This window comes from Olsenella sp. An293, from assembly GCF_002159495.1.
Classification (GTDB): Bacteria; Actinomycetota; Coriobacteriia; order Coriobacteriales; family Atopobiaceae; genus Thermophilibacter.
The window spans coordinates 52,293-68,911 of record NZ_NFIT01000013.1 but is presented as its reverse complement, the minus strand read 5'-3'; the positions used below and the strand labels follow the sequence as shown (position 1 = coordinate 68,911).

12 protein-coding genes are annotated in these 16,619 nt (G+C 66.8%); 8 read left to right on the top strand and 4 right to left on the bottom strand.

Annotated features, from left to right (window positions below; translation table 11 throughout):
- The first annotated feature begins 234 nt into the window (after positions 1 to 234).
- From B5F85_RS08865 to ugpC, 8 genes are all read left to right on the top strand, one after another.
- The gene (locus tag B5F85_RS08865) at positions 235 to 1,620 is read left to right on the top strand and encodes a LuxR C-terminal-related transcriptional regulator (protein WP_087316453.1); all 1,386 of its coding nucleotides are present in this window, start codon (positions 235 to 237) and stop codon (positions 1,618 to 1,620) included.
- A gap of 485 nt (positions 1,621 to 2,105) precedes the next feature.
- Positions 2,106 to 3,509, top strand: coding sequence for a CAP domain-containing protein (locus tag B5F85_RS08860; RefSeq protein WP_087316451.1), 1,404 nt, complete (start codon positions 2,106 to 2,108; stop codon positions 3,507 to 3,509).
- Between the two features lie 451 nt (positions 3,510 to 3,960).
- Positions 3,961 to 5,313, top strand: coding sequence for an ABC transporter substrate-binding protein (locus B5F85_RS08855; RefSeq protein ID WP_087316457.1), 1,353 nt, complete (start codon positions 3,961 to 3,963; stop codon positions 5,311 to 5,313).
- Between the two features lie 98 nt (positions 5,314 to 5,411).
- Complete coding sequence (locus tag B5F85_RS08850) at positions 5,412 to 6,254, top strand: sugar ABC transporter permease (RefSeq protein ID WP_087316449.1); 843 nt, start codon at positions 5,412 to 5,414, stop codon at positions 6,252 to 6,254.
- A complete protein-coding gene (locus tag B5F85_RS08845) occupies positions 6,254 to 7,096 on the top strand; it encodes a carbohydrate ABC transporter permease (protein WP_087316447.1) in 843 nt (280 codons plus the stop codon). Before B5F85_RS08850 ends, B5F85_RS08845 begins: the two co-directional genes overlap by 1 nt.
- Positions 7,097 to 7,115: 19 nt before the next feature.
- Positions 7,116 to 8,126 (top strand): LacI family DNA-binding transcriptional regulator, encoded by a 1,011-nt coding sequence (locus tag B5F85_RS08840; protein WP_087316445.1) that lies wholly within the window; start codon positions 7,116 to 7,118, stop codon positions 8,124 to 8,126.
- A gap of 90 nt (positions 8,127 to 8,216) precedes the next feature.
- Positions 8,217 to 9,704, top strand: a complete 1,488-nt coding sequence (gene malQ / locus B5F85_RS08835; protein WP_087316443.1) for a 4-alpha-glucanotransferase — start codon at positions 8,217 to 8,219, stop codon at positions 9,702 to 9,704.
- 78 nt (positions 9,705 to 9,782) lie between these two features.
- A complete protein-coding gene (gene ugpC, locus B5F85_RS08830) occupies positions 9,783 to 10,961 on the top strand; it encodes a sn-glycerol-3-phosphate ABC transporter ATP-binding protein UgpC (protein ID WP_087316441.1) in 1,179 nt (392 codons plus the stop codon).
- A 158-nt stretch (positions 10,962 to 11,119) separates the two neighbouring features.
- Here ugpC and ilvC read toward each other — a convergent pair whose 3' ends face one another.
- From ilvC to ilvD, 4 genes are all read right to left on the bottom strand, one after another.
- Positions 11,120 to 12,115, bottom strand: a complete 996-nt coding sequence (gene ilvC, locus B5F85_RS08825) for a ketol-acid reductoisomerase (protein WP_087316439.1) — start codon at positions 12,113 to 12,115, stop codon at positions 11,120 to 11,122.
- A gap of 95 nt (positions 12,116 to 12,210) precedes the next feature.
- Positions 12,211 to 12,699, bottom strand: coding sequence for an acetolactate synthase small subunit (ilvN, locus tag B5F85_RS08820; RefSeq protein ID WP_343203477.1), 489 nt, complete (start codon positions 12,697 to 12,699; stop codon positions 12,211 to 12,213).
- Entirely contained in the window at positions 12,696 to 14,570 is a 1,875-nt protein-coding gene (gene ilvB / locus B5F85_RS08815) for a biosynthetic-type acetolactate synthase large subunit (protein ID WP_087316435.1), read from the bottom strand. The genes ilvN and ilvB overlap by 4 nt, the downstream gene beginning before the upstream one ends.
- Positions 14,567 to 16,231, bottom strand: a complete 1,665-nt coding sequence (gene ilvD, locus B5F85_RS08810; RefSeq protein ID WP_087316433.1) for a dihydroxy-acid dehydratase — start codon at positions 16,229 to 16,231, stop codon at positions 14,567 to 14,569. Before ilvD ends, ilvB begins: the two co-directional genes overlap by 4 nt.
- Positions 16,232 to 16,619 lie beyond the last annotated feature (388 nt).

Here is a 16,619-nt window from a genome sequence, read left to right as displayed (position 1 = left end):
GGCAGGTCAAGCTGAAGGGCCTGACCCCGGTCGAGTTCCGGGAGCAGGCCCTTCGGGAGGCCGCCTAGCGGTTATGATTTAGCGCGTCCAAGTTCTGGGGCGCAGTTCAATCGTGCACGGGGCGCTTTTTTCTTGGTAAACGTCGTGTCGCGGACGGTTGCATAGCTTCCGCGACATGACGTTCGTTGCGTCTTTGCCTACGATGGGCGCATCAGGGGGAAGAGAGGAGACGCAATGAAGGCGAGAAGATCGGTTCGGATGTCCTTCTGGGTGCTCTGGGGCGCGGTCCTTGTTGCCGCCCCGGCGGGGACGTACTACCTTAAGTTCTGCGCGCAGATGTCCGGCGACGTCTCGAGTTTGGGTATGAGCCCGCTCGACTTTGTGTGGTCGTCGTCTCTGCCGCTCTCTGTGCTCGTGGCTGCGCTGGCCTATGTCGTCGTTGACCGCCTGAGGCGCCATGCGCGCTCCATTGTCCTGATCGCGGCTGTCTGCAGCGTTGCCTATCTCGCCTCGCTGCTCCTTGAGCTCTCGATGGTGTATGGAAACGGCGGCCTGGAATCCGTGTCCTACGGTTTCTATCGCCTTCTCGTGGGCGCCCAGTCGGCGTTGCGCTATGCCTCCATGCTTGTCTGGGCGGTGACGGGCGTCTTGTGGGGGACGGGTGCCTCCGAGAAGGGTGAGAAACCCGAGAAGCACAGTGCGAGCACGCCCTTTGACGAACTTGCCGCCGCAACGCGCCTCACGGACCGCGAGCGCGCCGTCGCCCAGGGGCTCCTTTCCGGCCGCACCCAGGCGCAGATTGCCCAGGCCCTCTCGATCAGTGCCTCCTCCGTGGCCACATATCGCTCGCGCGCCTGCGAGAAGCTCGGCATAGCGTCGCTGGACGAGCTCGATCCCGTGGTTCCTGCCGATAAGGACGACGTCATCGACGTTGGGTCCCCGCTCGTGCCCGGACTGCTCGTCGTGGGGCTTTGCGGGGCCAAGCTGCTCGCCCTGCTGGTCTCGTCCTTCTCGGCGCTCGGTGCGCTTCTTGTCCTGTCGATTCTCCTGGCGCCGCCCGTGGTTGCCCTTGTGGTTGCGCGAGTGAGGGGGTTGCGCCCGTGGGTGCGGCCGTCCATGACGCGAAGGCTTGCGTTTCTCTGCGGCGCGGTGGCGCTCCAGGGGCTCCTTCTGGGAGGTTTGCCCGGGCAGAGCTCTCCCTTCATCAACTTCTTTGGACTTATGAGCGTGAGCAATGACTGGCTGAGCGTCGCGGCGATGGTGGGATACCCGCTTGGGGTGCTCTGGGTCGCATCCGCCGCGCTTCTGCCGAGGGGCGAGCTCGCCGAGAGCCTTCTTGCCGACGAGGACCGCTGTGTTCTATACCTGCGCGGCCGAGGGCTGGGCGAGCTTGAGGCGCGTGTGGCGACGTGGATCGCGAGCGGAGCGGGGACGCAGCTAATCTGTGATCGGCTGCACGTGGCGCCGGGAACGGTGAACGCGTATCGGGCCCGCGCCTACACGCGTCTAGGCGTGCACTCGAGCCGCGAGCTTGCCGAGCTTCTCGCCCACGACGTAGGCGTTGTGCCGTCTGCCGGTAAAACGCGACCGTCCGCGGAGGAGTCGGAAACGCCGGTGTAAAGCCGGCGGATGCGGGAGAAAAGAGGAGTAACAGACAATCGTCGCTACCCACAAAGCGACCGGAAGAGGAGGCGAGTCCAGTGAACAGTGATCAGATAGCAGGGTTTGGACCCGCCTTCCGCGCGACCGAGACCCTGTAGCTTCGGGCGAGCGCACTCGCCAACGTCTTCCGATACGTACATCGGGTTGGGTTGATGAAGGAAGCTACGGAGCGGGTCCAGACATTGAATCGCCCTGTCAGAGACGACATGAGACAGGTGATTCCAAAGTACAGACGAGGCGGGGCGGCGCAACGGGGCGCCGCCCCTTTTTTGCGTCGGGCTGGCCGGGCGCTCTGGGTCACGCCCTCTGTCCGAGAAGCTCACGCCACCAAGAAGTGCGTGCCGCCCGTACGTGAGCGCGTCGTTGAGCGCGCCCGTGAAACCTATACTTTCAGCAACCGCTAAGCCGGCGGCCGTGCCGCCGCATGAGAGAGGGGGTCGCGTATGACCAAAGCCAAGACCCGTGGATTTGTGGGCGTGTTCGCCGCCCTGCTGGCGGCGTGCCTTGCGTTTGCGGTGGCGCCCGCCGCCGCGCGGGCGGACTCCGCCCTGGAGCTCACGAACGCCCCGGAGGGCGCGGACGGGATCCAGCTGCTCGCCGATGACGACATCGAGATGATCCAGGTCTCGGGCACGTTCCATTACTACTATGCCACTCAGGTCGTCGACCTGGTGAACCAGCAGCGCGCAGCCAACGGCGTCCCCGCGCTCACGATGGACGAGGACCTCACCGAGGCGGCGATGCTCCGTGCCGCCGAGCTCGCGGTCTTCTTCTCCCACACGAGGCCGGACGGCTCGAGCTGCTTCACCGTCTCGCCCAAGGCGTCCGGGGAGAACATCGCCGCCGGGTCGCTCACGCCTGACGGGACCATGGACCAGTGGATGAACAGCACGGGTCATCGCGAGAACATCCTGCGGTCCTCGTTCAGCTCCATCGGCGTGGGATGCTTCAGCCTCGGGGACGTTACGTACTGGGTGCAGCTCTTTGGCACGGGTGCCGGCGAGGGCTCGGTCGATCCCGTCGTGGCGACGGGGTGCGCCACCCTCTACTTTGACACCGCGTACGTGCCGGTCGACCGCGTGGGGTTCAACCTCAACGAGGCCCAGGTCAACCCGCAGCCGCTCGCGGCGGGGGAGACCTACACGCTCTGGCTCTGCATCCCCAACGCAGGGTGGGACGCGGTGTTCTGCACGTTTGACGGGGACGGTCTCACCTGGGAGTCCTCCGACCCGAGCGTCGCCACGGTCAGCTCCACCGGCGTGGTCACGGGCGTGAGCTCTGGTCGCGCCACGATCTCTGCGACCACGTGGGGCGGTCGCACCTGGTCCAAGACCTTCGAGGTGAGCGGCGGCGCCGTCGTGCCGCCCGTCGACGATCCCGTCACGCCTCCGCAGCTCAGCGAGCCCGAGGACGTTCCCGGCTACGTCGAGGGCGAGAACGTCGTCATGTGGCGCCTCTACAACCCCAACACCGGCGAGCACTTCTACACGTCCACGCAGTCCGAGCGCGCCGACCTGGTCGCCGCCGGCTGGAAGGACGAGGGCGCCGGCTGGCTCGCCCCGATCGACGGCACGCCGGTCTATCGTCTCTACAACTCCGTCATCCCGGGCGGAGACCACCACTACACGCGCGACAAGGCCGAGTACGACATGCTCGTGAGCGTGGGCTGGACCGGCGAGGGCATCGGCTGGTACTCGGAGGACGAGTCGGGCGCACCGATCTATCGTCAGTACAACCCCAACGCCACCAACGGCACGCACAACTACACCGCAGACGCCTCCGAGCGCGACATGCTCGTCTCTGTGGGCTGGGTTGACGAGGGGATCGGCTGGTACGGTTGCCGGTAGCGCGGGGCTGCGCGACGGCCGCACGGCGGAACCTATGCACGAACGAGGCCCGGCGCCGCATGGCTGGCGCCGGGCCTCGCCCTCACGTGCCGAGTGATGGGCTTGTGTTGCCGGTCCCGTGTGGAAACGTTTCAATATTCTGAAACGCAGAGGAGGCCCTGTGAGCGGTACGCTCCGAGGGTTGAACGGACACTCGTCCTTATCGGTACTTCACAAACAGGGGCTGGAAAGCATAAATCTGAGACGAGGGATTAGCGAGAAGGACAAAGCGCAGATAAATAGCGACGCTGCGATTGCAAGAGCGCAAGCGGTAGCAAAATGACCGCAGCCGGGATTTCTGGCGGAAATTGGTTGCTCCACCTTGCAACGTATGCTCAAATATGCCTAACGGAAATGAAACGTTTCCAAAGAAGAGGACGTTTCGAAGGAAGGCCGGAAGGAGAACGACATGTTGATGAAGAGGCGTCAGTTCGTCACGGCGGGCCTGGGACTGTTTGCGAGCATGGGCGCGGTCGCCCTGGCGGGCTGCGACAACGGCAACGACACCCCCTCGGGCGAGGGCGGGGACGAGCAGCAGGCCTCCGGCAAGGTCTACTACCTCAACTTCAAGCCCGAGCAGGACGCCCAGTGGCAGGAGCTCGCCGAGCTCTACACCGAGGAGACGGGCGTGCCCGTGACGGTCATGACCGCCGCCTCCGGCCAGTACGAGACCACCCTCAAGTCCGAGATGGCCAAGACCGAGGCCCCCACGCTCTTCCAGGTCAACGGCCCCGTGGGCCTGGCCTCTTGGAAGGACTACTGCTACGACCTCGACGACGCGGACATCATGTCCCAGCTCACCAAGGACGACTACGCCCTCAAGGGCGATGACGGCAAGGTCAAGGGCATCGCGTACGTCATCGAGTCCTACGGCATCATCTACAACAAGTCCCTGCTCGAGAAGGCCGGCTACACGGGTGACGACATCACCAACTTCGAGAGCCTCAAGAAGGTCGCCGAGGACATCACCGCCCGCAAGGACGAGCTCGGCTTCTCCGCCTTTGGCTCGGCCGGCATGGACGGCTCCTCCGACTGGCGCTTCAAGACTCACCTCGCCAACCTGCCGATCTACTACGAGTACAAGGCCGACGGCATCGAGACAACCGACGCCATCAAGGGCACCTATCTGCCCGAGTACCGCCAGATCTGGGACCTCTACATCAACAACGCTACCTGCGAGCCCACGCTGCTCTCCACCAAGACGGCCGACGACGCCACCGCCGAGTTCGTGACCGGTCAGTGCGTGTTCTATCAGAACGGCACCTGGGACTACGCCAACATCTCGAGCATCGGCGACGACAACCTCGGGCTGCTGCCCATCTACATTGGCGTGGACGGCGAGGAGGACCAGGGCATCTGCACCGGCTCCGAGAACTACTGGTGCGTGAACAAGAACGCCCCGGAGGAGGACATCCAGGCCACGCTCGACTTCATCAACTGGTGCGTCACCTCCGACACGGGCGTCCAGGCCATGTGCGGCTCCGAGGGCGCCATGCCCTCCGGTGACCCCGGCATGGGCTTCGTGATCCCGTTCGAGGCCAACCTCGAGACCGAGAACGTCCTCAACAACCTCGCGGACGAGATCAACGCCGACAAGACCCCGGTCAAGTGGTGCTTCTCGACCATGCCCTCCGAGGAGTGGAAGAACGGCGTGGGATCGGCCCTCACCACCTACGCCGCCGACCAGACCGACGCCAACTGGGACGCCGTCAAGACGGCCTTCGTCGACGGCTGGGCCACCGAGGCTGCCGCGTCCAAGGCATAGGGCGCCGCGCAGATCTACCCCTGCTGGGGCGGCGGGTGGCACCCCACCACTCGCCGCCCTTCTCATAACCAAAGGACTTATAGGAAAGGAGGTCTCTCGTGGAGAAGTCGATCAAGAAGTACCTCCCCATCTTCGTGCTGCCCACGCTGCTCGCCTTTATCATCGGCTTCGTGGCACCGTTCGTCCTGGGGCTCTACCTCTCCCTGTGCGAGTTCACCACGGTGACCGACGCCACGTTCGTGGGGTTCTCAAACTACGTGCTGGCGCTCCAGGACACCGTCTTCCAGCACTCGTTCTGGTACACGGCGCTCTTCACTGTGGTCTCGGTCGTCGTCATCAACGTGGTGGCGTTCGCCATCGCCTTTGCGCTCACGAGAAAGCTGCGCGGCACCAACCTGTTCCGCACGGTCTTCTTCATGCCCAACCTCATCGGCGGCATCGTGCTCGGCTACATCTGGCAGCTCATCCTTAACGGCGTCCTCGCCCAATACTCCCAGGCGATCAACCTCAACGAGTGGTACGGCTTCGTCGGCCTCGTGATCCTCGTGGCGTGGCAGCAGATCGGCTACATGATGATCATCTACATCGCCGGTCTCCAGTCCATCTCCGACGACGTGCTCGAGGCGGCCGAGATCGACGGCGCGAGCGCGTGGCGCAAGCTGATCGACGTGACCATCCCCATGATGATGCCCTCGATCACCATCTGCACGTTCCTCTCGCTCACCAACGGCTTCAAGCTCTTTGACCAGAACCTCTCGCTCACGGCCGGCGAGCCGTCCAAGATGTCCGAGATGCTCGCCCTCAACATCTACAACACGTTCTACGGCCGCGTGGGCTGGGAGGGCGTCGGCCAGGCCAAGGCCGTCATCTTCTTTGTCATCGTCGTGGCCATCGGCCTGATCCAGCTGCGGGCCACCCGCTCGAAGGAGGTGCAGCAGTGATGAAGCGCTCCGAGAGGAAGGCCCTCTCCTGGGCCGGCACGGGCCTCATGGGGTTTCTCTGCGTGGCGTGGCTTCTGCCCGTCATCATCGTGCTCTTCAACTCGTTCAAGAACAAGATGTTCATCAACCTCGAGCCGTTCGAGCTGCCCACCGAGCAGACCTACATCGGGCTCGAGAACTACGAGACCGCCATCGACAAGTACGGGTTTCTCGACTCGGTGGGCTGGACGGTGTTCATCACCGTGGGCTCGGTCGCGGTGATCCTGCTCTGCACCTCCATGTGCGCCTGGTACATCACGCGCGTCCAGAACCGCTTCACGAAGGCCATCTACTTCCTGTGCGTGTTCTCGATGGTCGTGCCCTTCCAGATGGTCATGTTCACCCTGTCGATGATCGCCGACCGCCTGGGCCTCTCCACCCCGTGGGGCATCATAGTGGTCTACCTGGGGTTTGGCGCGGGACTCGCGGTCTTCATGTTCTGCGGCTTCGTGAAGTCGATCCCCATAGAGATCGAGGAGGCGGCGCTCATCGACGGCGCCGGCCCCATCAGGACCTTCTTCACCGTGGTGGTCCCCATCATGAAGCCCACGTTCATCTCGGTGGGCATCCTGCAGACCATGTGGATATGGAACGACTTCCTGCTCCCGTACCTCGTGCTCGACACCACGAAGTACAAGACCATCTCCATCGTCATCCAGTTCATGAAGGGCTCCTACGGCCGCGTGGACATGGGCGCTATCATGGCGGCGCTGATCATGGCCGTCATCCCGGTCGTGGTGTTCTACCTGTCCTGCCAGAAGTACATCATCAAGGGCGTCGCCGCCGGCGCCGTCAAGGGTTAGTCCCAAGAGAGGGGGAGCCGTGGACATCAGGGACATCGCGCGCCTTTCCGGCTACAGCCTGGGCACCGTATCCCGCGTGCTCAACGACAACCCCGGGGTGAGCGACCGCGCTCGCGAGCGCGTGCTGCAGGTCGTGCGCGACGTGGGCTACGAGCCCAACACCAACGCCCGGCACCTCAAGATGCGCGGTCGCTCGTCCTCCTACGCGATCATCGTCAAGGGCATGCAGAACATGCTCTTCACGGACATCATCGAGAAGGCGGAGGGTCTGTTCGCCCAGGCCGATGAGGAGGTCCGCGTGCACTTCGTCGACGAGGACGCCGACGAGGCGGCGCGCGCGGCCCACCTCGACAAGGTCCGCCACCCCAAGGGGTTCCTCTTCCTCGGCGGGACCCCGCGGCACTTCATCGAGGGGCTCTCGGAGATCAGCGTGCCCTGCGTGCTGCTCACCAACACAGCGGCGGACTGGGGGCTCGATACGCTCTCGAGCTTCACCACCGACGACGCCTCGGCGGCCGAGAGCGTCATCGACTACCTCTGGGAGATGGGCCACTGCCGCATCGGCGTGATCGGCGGCAACTGGGTGAGCGAGGTCTCCGCGCGCAGGCTCGAGGGCGTCGAGCGCGCCTTCCGCGCCCGCGGGGTCACCTTCGACCGCGAGCGCAGCTACGAGCCGTGCCGCTTCTCAATGGACGAGGGCTACCAGGCGACGATGCGTCTGCTCGCGCGCTCGGGTGACCTCACGGCCATCTTCGCCCTGGGCGACGTCATCGCACTCGGCGCCCTGAGGGCGATCTCGGACCAGGGCTACCGCGTGCCCGCGGACATCTCGCTCGTGGGCTTCGACGGGCTCGACGTCTCCCAGTACTGCGTCCCGCGCCTCTCGACCGTCCGCCAGGACACCGGTCTTCTCGCCAGGCGCGGCGTCGAGGCGCTCATGGCCGCCGTCGAGGGCCGCGGGACGCCGGCGCACGAGTTCGTGCCGTTCCGCCTGCTCAGAAGAGAGAGCGTGCTGGCGCTGAGGATGTAGCGCCCCGCGCAGGCGCCGCACCACCGCAAGCGTGCGACCACGTGGTCGCGCGACCGACTTCGACTTGTTTTTTGGATTGGAGGCTCTCCCATGAGGCGTTCAGGCATCCTGCTCTCCCTGACCTCGCTGCCGTCTGCCTGGGGCATCGGCACGATGGGGAGGGCTGCCCGCGAGTTCGTGGACTTCCTCGCCGCGTCGGGCCAGACGGTGTGGCAGCTGCTGCCCCTGGGCCCCACGGGCTATGGCGACTCGCCCTACCAGGTCTTCTCGACCTTCGCCGGCAACCCCTACCTGATCGACCTCGACGACCTCGAGGCCGAGGGGCTCCTGCGGCGCGAGGAGTACGAGGGGCTCCCCTGGGGCGACGACCCGCTCCGCGTTGACTACGCCGCGCTCTACGAGGGGCGCCGCTCGGTGCTCGGCGCCGCGGTCGCGCGCCTGCGCGAGGGCCGAGCCGCGGAGCTTGCGGCGTTCTGCGCGCGCGAGTCGGCGTGGCTCGAGGACTACGCCCTCTTCATGGCCATCAAGGACAGCCGGGGAGGGGCGCCGTGGACCGCGTGGCCCGAGCCCCTCAAGCGCCGCGAGGCGCCCGCGCTCGACGAGGCGCGCCGCGAGCTCTCCGAGCGCATCGAGCTCTGGAAGGGCGTGCAGTGCCTCTTCTTCCGGCAGTGGGACAACCTGAGGGCATACGCCGCGCGCGCGGGCGTCCTCGTGATGGGCGACATCCCCATCTACGTGGCGCCGGACAGCGCGGACGTGTGGGCGCACCCCGAGCAGTTCCAGCTCGACGACAAGCTCCTCCCCACCGAGGTGGCGGGCTGCCCCCCAGACAGCTTTGCCGAGGGCGGCCAGCTCTGGGGCAACCCGCTCTACGACTGGGGGCGCATGGCCCGCGACGGCTACGCGTGGTGGGTCGAGCGCGTGTCGTACCAGCTCAGGCTCTATGACATCCTGCGCATCGACCACTTCCGCGGCTTTGACTCCTACTACGCCATCCCCTTTGGCGACAAGGACGCGCGGGGCGGGCGGTGGCGCGAGGGGCCCGGCATCGCGCTCTTCGAGCGGCTGCGCGAGGCCTGCGGGACCGAGCGTCTCGTCGCCGAGGACCTCGGCTACCTCACGGACTCGGTGGCGCGCCTGCGCGAGGACGCGGGCCTTCCGGGCATGCGCGTGCTCGAGTTCGCCTTCGACAGCCTCGACGGCACCGGCAGCCCCTATCTGCCCCACTCCTACCCGCGCGACTGCGTGGCCTACGTCGGCACCCACGACAACGACACGGCGCTCGGGTGGCTCGAGCACGCCCTGCCGGCGGACGCCTCCGCGGCGCGCGACTACCTCGGCCTCAACGACGACGAGGGGGAGGGCTGGGGCATGATGCGCGGCGTCTGGGCCTCCGTTGCCGACCTCGCCGTCGTGCAGATGCAGGACGTTCTCGAGCTCGGCTCGGAGGCGCGGATGAACGTGCCCTCCACCGTGGGCGAGAACTGGCGTTGGCGCATGCCCGCCGGCTACGTCACCCCCGAGCTCGAGGAGAGGCTCAAGAGGCTCATGGAGCTCTACGGCCGCGCCCCGCACTGACGCCGCCGCCTTCCCGGGCGCGCCCGGGACCACGCAAGACAAGAACCACCGAGAAGAACGATCGGAAGGATGCCCATCATGTCCCAGGTTTCCATCAAGCACGTCGAGAAGGTCTACGGGCCGACCTCCGGCCACCGCCGCCACGCCAAGAAGGGCAACGCCAACCTCAAGGTGACCGACGAGGGCGTCGTCGCCGTGGAGGACTTCAACCTCGAGATCGCCGACGGCGAGTTCATCGTGCTCGTGGGCCCCTCGGGCTGCGGCAAGTCCACGATGCTGCGCATGGTCGCCGGCCTCGAGGAGATCACGCGCGGCGAGGTCTGCATCGACGGCCGCGTGGTCAACGACGTCCAGCCGCGCGACCGCGACATCGCGATGGTCTTCCAGAACTACGCCCTCTACCCGCACAAGACCGTCCGCGGCAACATGGAGTACCCGCTCAAGCTCCGCAAGACCCCCAAGGACGAGATGAACCGCCGCGTCGAGGAGGCCGCGCAGATTCTGGGCATCACCGCACTTCTCGACCGCAAGCCCAAGGCGCTTTCCGGCGGCCAGCGCCAGCGCGTGGCCATCGGCCGCGCCATCGTGCGCGACCCCAAGGTCCTGCTCATGGACGAGCCGCTCTCCAACCTCGACGCCAAGCTGCGCAACCAGATGCGCTCCGAGATCATCAAGCTGCGTCAGCGCATCCACTCTACGTTCATCTACGTGACGCACGACCAGACCGAGGCCATGACGCTCGGCGACCGCATCGTGGTCATGAAGGACGGCATGGTCCAGCAGATCGGCACGCCCCAGGAGGTCTACGACACCCCGGCTAACATCTTCGTGGCGGGCTTCATCGGCGTGCCGCAGATGAACTTCTACGACGCGCGCCTGGTCCGCGACGGCGACGCCTATCACGTGGAGCTCGACGGCATCTCCGTGGCGCTCCCGGCCGAGAAGTGCGCGCGGCTCGCGGCGCGCGGCGTGGGCACCTGCGACGTCACGCTCGGCGTGCGCCCCGAGAACATCGAGCGCGCGCAGGCGGGCCCGAACTCCCTCACCGGCACCGTCGAGACCACCGAGATGATGGGCAGCGCCGTGCACCTGCACGTGAGCGTGGACGGCAAGGACAGCATCATCATCCTGCAGAACAACCCCGAGGACGGCGAGCGCCCGGCCGACATCCGCGTGGGCGACACCGTGTCCTTCGCCTTCTCCGGCGCGGTGGCCCACCTCTTCGACCGCCAGACCGAGAAGAACCTCGAGCTCTAGCTCCGGCCCTGGCTCAGGTCCCGCAAGCCCTTTCCTCCCCGGGGCGCGCCGCCCCTCTCCTTCCTGCGGCGCGCCCCAAACGACGGGCCCGGCGCCGCAGATGGCAGCACCGGGCCCGCAGTCTGTTAATTGGGGACAGTCCCCAATTAACAGAGAGGCTACTTTTTGATCCAGCTGAACATGGAGCGGATCTTCTCGCCGGTCTTCTCGATGGGGTGGGAGTTGATCTCCTCGCGCTTCTCGAGCAGCCACTTGTGGCCGTTGTTGCAGTCGTCGACGAACTCCTGCGCGAAGCTGCCGTCCTGGATGCGGGCGAGGATCTCCTTCATGGCCGCGCGGGACTGCTCGTTGATGACCTTGGGGCCGGCGTAGTACTCGCCGTACTCGGCGGTGTTGGAGATGGAGTAGTTCATGAAGTGGATGCCGGACTCGTACATGAGGTCGACGATCATCTTCATCTCGTGGTAGACCTCGAAGTACGCGAGCTCCTCGGGGTAGCCCGCCTCGGTGAGGGTTTCGAAGCCGGCCTTCACCAGCTCGACGAGGCCGCCGCAGAGCACGGCCTGCTCGCCGAAGAGGTCCTCCTCGGTCTCCTCCTTGAAGGTGGCCTTGATGATGCCGGAGCGGGCGCCGCCGACGCCCCAGCAGTAGGACAGGGCGATGTCCCAGGCGTCGCCGGTGGCGTCCTGTGCCACGCACGCGAGGTCGGGCACGCCGGAGCCCTCGGTGTACTGGCGGCGGACGATGTGGCCCGGGCCCTTGGGCGCGCACATGATGACGTTGACGTCCTCGGGGGCCTTGATGTAGCCGTAGTGGATGTTGAAGCCGTGGGCGAAGGCGAGGGTGTCACCGGCCTTGAGGTGGTCCTTGACGTGCTCCTCATAGACCTTGGGCTGGATCTCGTCGGGGACGAGCATCATGATGACGTCGGCCTCCTCCGCCGCGTCGTCCATGCTCATGACCTTGAGGCCGGCCTCCTGGGCCGCCTGGGCCGACTTGGAGCCCTCGCGCAGGCCCACGCGGACGTCCACGCCGGAGTCCATGAGGTTGAGCGCGTGGGCGTGGCCCTGGGAGCCGTAGCCGATGATGGCGACCTTCTTGCCCAGGATCACCTCGGGGTTGACGTCGTTCTCGTAGTAGATCGTGACGGCCATGCTTTTCTCCTTAGTCTTGCCGTTATTGCTATGCTCATCCGCCGAGAAGGACGGCGGGTGGTGCCGGGTCGATGAGAGGGGACGGCCCCTTCTCGTCACTGCTCATGGGCGCCGCGGGCCATGGCGATCTTGCCCGTGCGCGTGAGCTGCTTGATGCCGTAGCCGCGGAAGAGGTCCTCCATCGCGTCGAGCTTGCTCGCGGCGCCGGTGGCCTCGATCGTGAGCGTGTTCCTGCCCACGTCGACGACCTTGGCGCGGAAGACGTTGGCGATCTCGATGACCTCGTGCCGGCGCTCCGGGGAGGACTGGACCTTGAAGAGCACGAGCTCGCGCTCGACGGCCTCCTCGTAGGTGAGGTCGGAGATCTTGTAGACCGAGACGAGCTTGTGGAGCTGCTTGGTGATCTGCTCGAAGCCCACCTCGTCGGCCTCGACGATGATGGTCATGCGGGAGAGGTTCTCGTCCTCGGTGGGGGCGACGGTGAGCGACTCGATGTTGAAGCCGCGGCGGCTGATGAGGCCCGTGACGCGGGAGAGCACGCCCGGCTTGTTCTCGACGAGAACTGAGAGCAGGTAGTTCATCACTCATCAACTCCTTCGTGGGACGGCCGCGGGCGTCCGGCCTCGCCGAAGCCCTTCTCGGTGACGCGGACGCCGCCGAGGGTCACGTCGAGCGCGCCGATGATATCGTCGATCGGGGCGCCGGGGGCGACCATCGGGTAGACCGTCTGCGCGGCGGGGATGAGCACGTCGAGCAGGTACGGGCCGTCCGCGGCGAGCATCTCGTCGAGCGCGGCGTCGATCTCCTCGGGCCGCGAGATGCGCGCGGCCTGCCAGCCGTAGGCGTCGGCGAGCTTGACGAAGTCGGGGTTGTCCGCGAGCTCGGTGAACGAGAAGCGGTCGTTGTAGAAGAGGTGCTGCCACTGGTGGACCATGCCGAGCGCGCGGTTGTCGATGATGACGACCTTGACGTTGACGCCGTTGATCTTGGCAGTTGCCATCTCCTGGCTGTTCATCTGGAACGAGCCGTCGCCGGCGATGCAGACGACCTGCTCGTCGGGGCAGCCGATCTTGGCGCCGATGGCGGCGGGGAAGCCAAAGCCCATCGTGCCGAGGCCGCCGGAGGAGATGAAGGTGCGCGCGTGCTCGCGGTGGATGTTCTGCATGGCCCACATCTGGTGCTGGCCGACCTCGGTGGTGACGATGGAGGCGTGCGGGTCGAGCTTGGCGGAGAGCGTCTCGAGAAGGACCTCGGGGGCGATCTTGTCGGGGTAGTCCGCGAAGTCCGTGGTGTAGAACGGCCAGCGCTCGCGCCACTCGAAGACCTCGTCGCGCCAGGCCTCGGCCAGCGGCGCGGCGCCCATCTTCTCGAGGCGCTCGTTGATCGCGGCGAGGACCACCTTGACGTCGCCCACGATGGGGACGGCGGGGTTGACGATCTTGCCGATCTCGGCCGGGTCGATGTCGATGTGGATGATCTTGGCGTGCGGGGCGAACTCGGAGACCTTGCCGGTCACGCGGTCCGAGAAGCGCGCGCCGCAGGCGACGATGAGATCGGACTCGGTCACGGCCATGTTGGCGTACTTGGAGCCGTGCATGCCCACGGGCCCGAGGTTGAGCGGGTTGGAGCAGGGGATGGCCGCCTTGCCCATGAGGGTGGTGACCACGGGGATCTGCATGCGCTCGGCGAGCTCCACGAGCTCGGGGCAGGCGTGGGAGGCCACGATGCCGCCGCCGGCCATGATCAGCGGCCGCCTCGCCTGGGAGATGAGCTGCGCGGCCTGCTTGACCTGCTTGGCGTTGCCCTTGTAGGTGGGGCGGTAGCTCGGGATGTTGACGGTGTCGGGATAGTGGAAGACCATCTCGGAGCCGGAGAGGTCGCTTGGGATGTCGATGAGGACCGGTCCCGGGCGGCCGGTCGAGGCGATGTAGAAGGCCTCGCGGAAGGTGCGCGTGAGGTCGTCGGTGGACTGCAGCAGGAAGCTGTGCTTTACGATGGGCATGGTGATGCCCACGATGTCGGACTCCTGGAAGGCGTCCGTGCCGATGACGCCGCGAGTGACTTGGCCCGTGATGACCACGAGCGGCACGGAGTCCATGTAGGCCGTGGCGATGCCCGTGACGGTGTTGGTGGCGCCGGGACCCGAGGTCACGAGGACCACGCCGACCTTGCCCGTGGCGCGCGCGTAGCCGTCTGCCATGTGCGTGGCGCCCTGCTCGTGGCGGGCGAGGACGTGATGGATCTTCTTGGAGTCGTAGAGGGCGTCGTAGATCTTGATGGCCTGGCCGCCGGGGTAGCCAAAGATGGTGTCCACGCCCTCGGCCTCGAGGCTGGCGATGATGGCCTGCGCCCCGGTCATGGTCTTGCCCTCGTGCTCGGTGTGGCTGCCCGGGCCAAACGGGCGCCCCTCGATGGCACGCTGTCGCCGGGCGATCTTCTCCTCAACGGTGATCATGAGAGGTATGCCCCCTTGTCTGCGCTCGTGACCAGCTTTGCGTAGCGGGAGAGGACTCCCGTGGCGTACTTGGGTGCGGGCGGCTCCCACCGGGCGCGGCGCTCGGCGAGAACCTCGTCCGCGACGCGCAGCTCGAGCGTGCCGGCCTGGATGTCGATGTCGATCGTGTCGCCCTCGAGGACAAGCGCGATCGGGCCTCCGGCCGCGGCCTCGGGGGAGACGTGGCCGATGCACGGGCCCTTGGAGGCGCCCGAGAAGCGCCCGTCAGTGATCAGCGCCACGGTGCTCGCGAGCCCCATGCCGCAGATTGCCGAGGTGGGCGTGAGCATCTCGCGCATGCCGGGTCCGCCCGCCGGGCCCTCGTAGCGGATGACCACCACGTCGCCCGGGTTGATCGCCCCGCCGAAGATGGCCTCGCAGGCCGCCTCCTCGGAGTCGAACACGCGCGCCGGGCCGGAGTGGCGCCACATGCCCGGGTCGACGGCGCTCTTCTTGACCACGCCGCAGTCGGGCGCGAGGCTGCCGCGCATGACCTTGAGTCCGCCGTCGGGGGAGTAGGCGTTTTCCACGCTGCGGACGACCTCGCCGTCGACGGGCGGGCAGGAGGCGACCCACTCGGCCATGGTGCCGTGGCAGGTGAGGGCGGTGAGGTCGAGGTGCCCGGTGCGGCCGAGCTCGCCGATGATGGCGGAGACGCCGCCGACGTCGTTCAGGTCCTGGATGTGGAGCGGCCCCGCGGGCGCGATGCGCACGATGTTGGGGGTCTCCGCGGAGGCGCGGTCCCAGTCGTCCATCGTGACCGGGCAGCCGGCGGCCTGGGCGATGGCCGTGAGGTGGAGCATCGTGTTGGTGGAGCCGCCGAAGGCCATGTCGAGCACCATGCCGTTGTGGATGGCCGCGGGGGTGAGGATCTGCCGCGCGGTGACGCCCTTCTCGACGAGCTCCATGACCTTCATGCCGGCCCGCTTGGCGAGGCGGATGCGCTCGGAGTAGACGGCCGGCACGGTCCCGTTGCCGGGAAGGGCGATGCCCAGGGCCTCGGCGAGGCAGCAGATCGAGTTGGCGGTGAACATGCCGGAGCAGCTGCCGCAGGTGGGGCAGGCGGTCTTCTCGAGCCAGGAGCACTCCTCCTCGGTCATGGTGCCGGCGGTGACCTGGCCCACGGCGTCGAAGAGGGAGTTGAGGTCGGTCTGCTCGCCGTGGCGCCCGCGGCCGGCGAGCATGGGGCCGCCGGAGACGAGCACGGTGGGGATGTCCAGGCGCGCGGCGGCGATGAGCATGCCAGGGACGATCTTGTCGCAGCTGGGGATCAGGACCATCGCGTCGAACTGATGGCCCTGGACCGCGCACTCGACGCTGTCGGCGATGACCTCGCGGCTCGTGAGGCTGTAGTGCATGCCCTCGTGGTTCATGGCGATGCCGTCGCAGACGCCGATGGTGTTGACCTGGAGCGGCGTGCCGCCGGCCATGCGCACGCCGGCCTTGACGGCGTCGGCGATCTGCTGGAGGTGAAGGTGCCCGGGGATGACCTCGTTCTGGGCAGAGACCACGGCCACGAGCGGCCGGTCGAGCTCCTCGTCGGTGAGGCCGTCGGCCGCCAGGAGGCTGCGGTGCGGCGCGCGCGCCAGCCCTCGTTTGATCATGTCGCTTCTCAGCTGCATGCTGACCTCGCTTTCCTCGTCGTGTGTGAGAAATGCGAGGCGCAGCCTCGAAGCCGTCACGGTGGCCGCCGGCGCGCGGTACTTCTCGGCGCGTTGGCGGGGGTGGCCCGCCGTCCGGCGCGGAGGTTCTCGCGAGCTGCTCGAGGGAGTCTTCGGGGCCGTCCGGCGCGGGTTCTCACGCTGCCCGCTCGCTGTGGGACGGATGCGGCCCGTACTGGCCCTGTCATCGCATTTGCTCAGTGGTTGGTACTCTACGCGCGTCGTGTTTCGGGGTCGTGACCGCCCGCGAACGGCAGCGTTTCGTCTGCGAGCGGCCCGCTGCGGCGAGGGACTGACACATCCCCCTTGGGAGCCCTCCGCGGGGGCGCGCGGGCCCCGGGGCGAGATT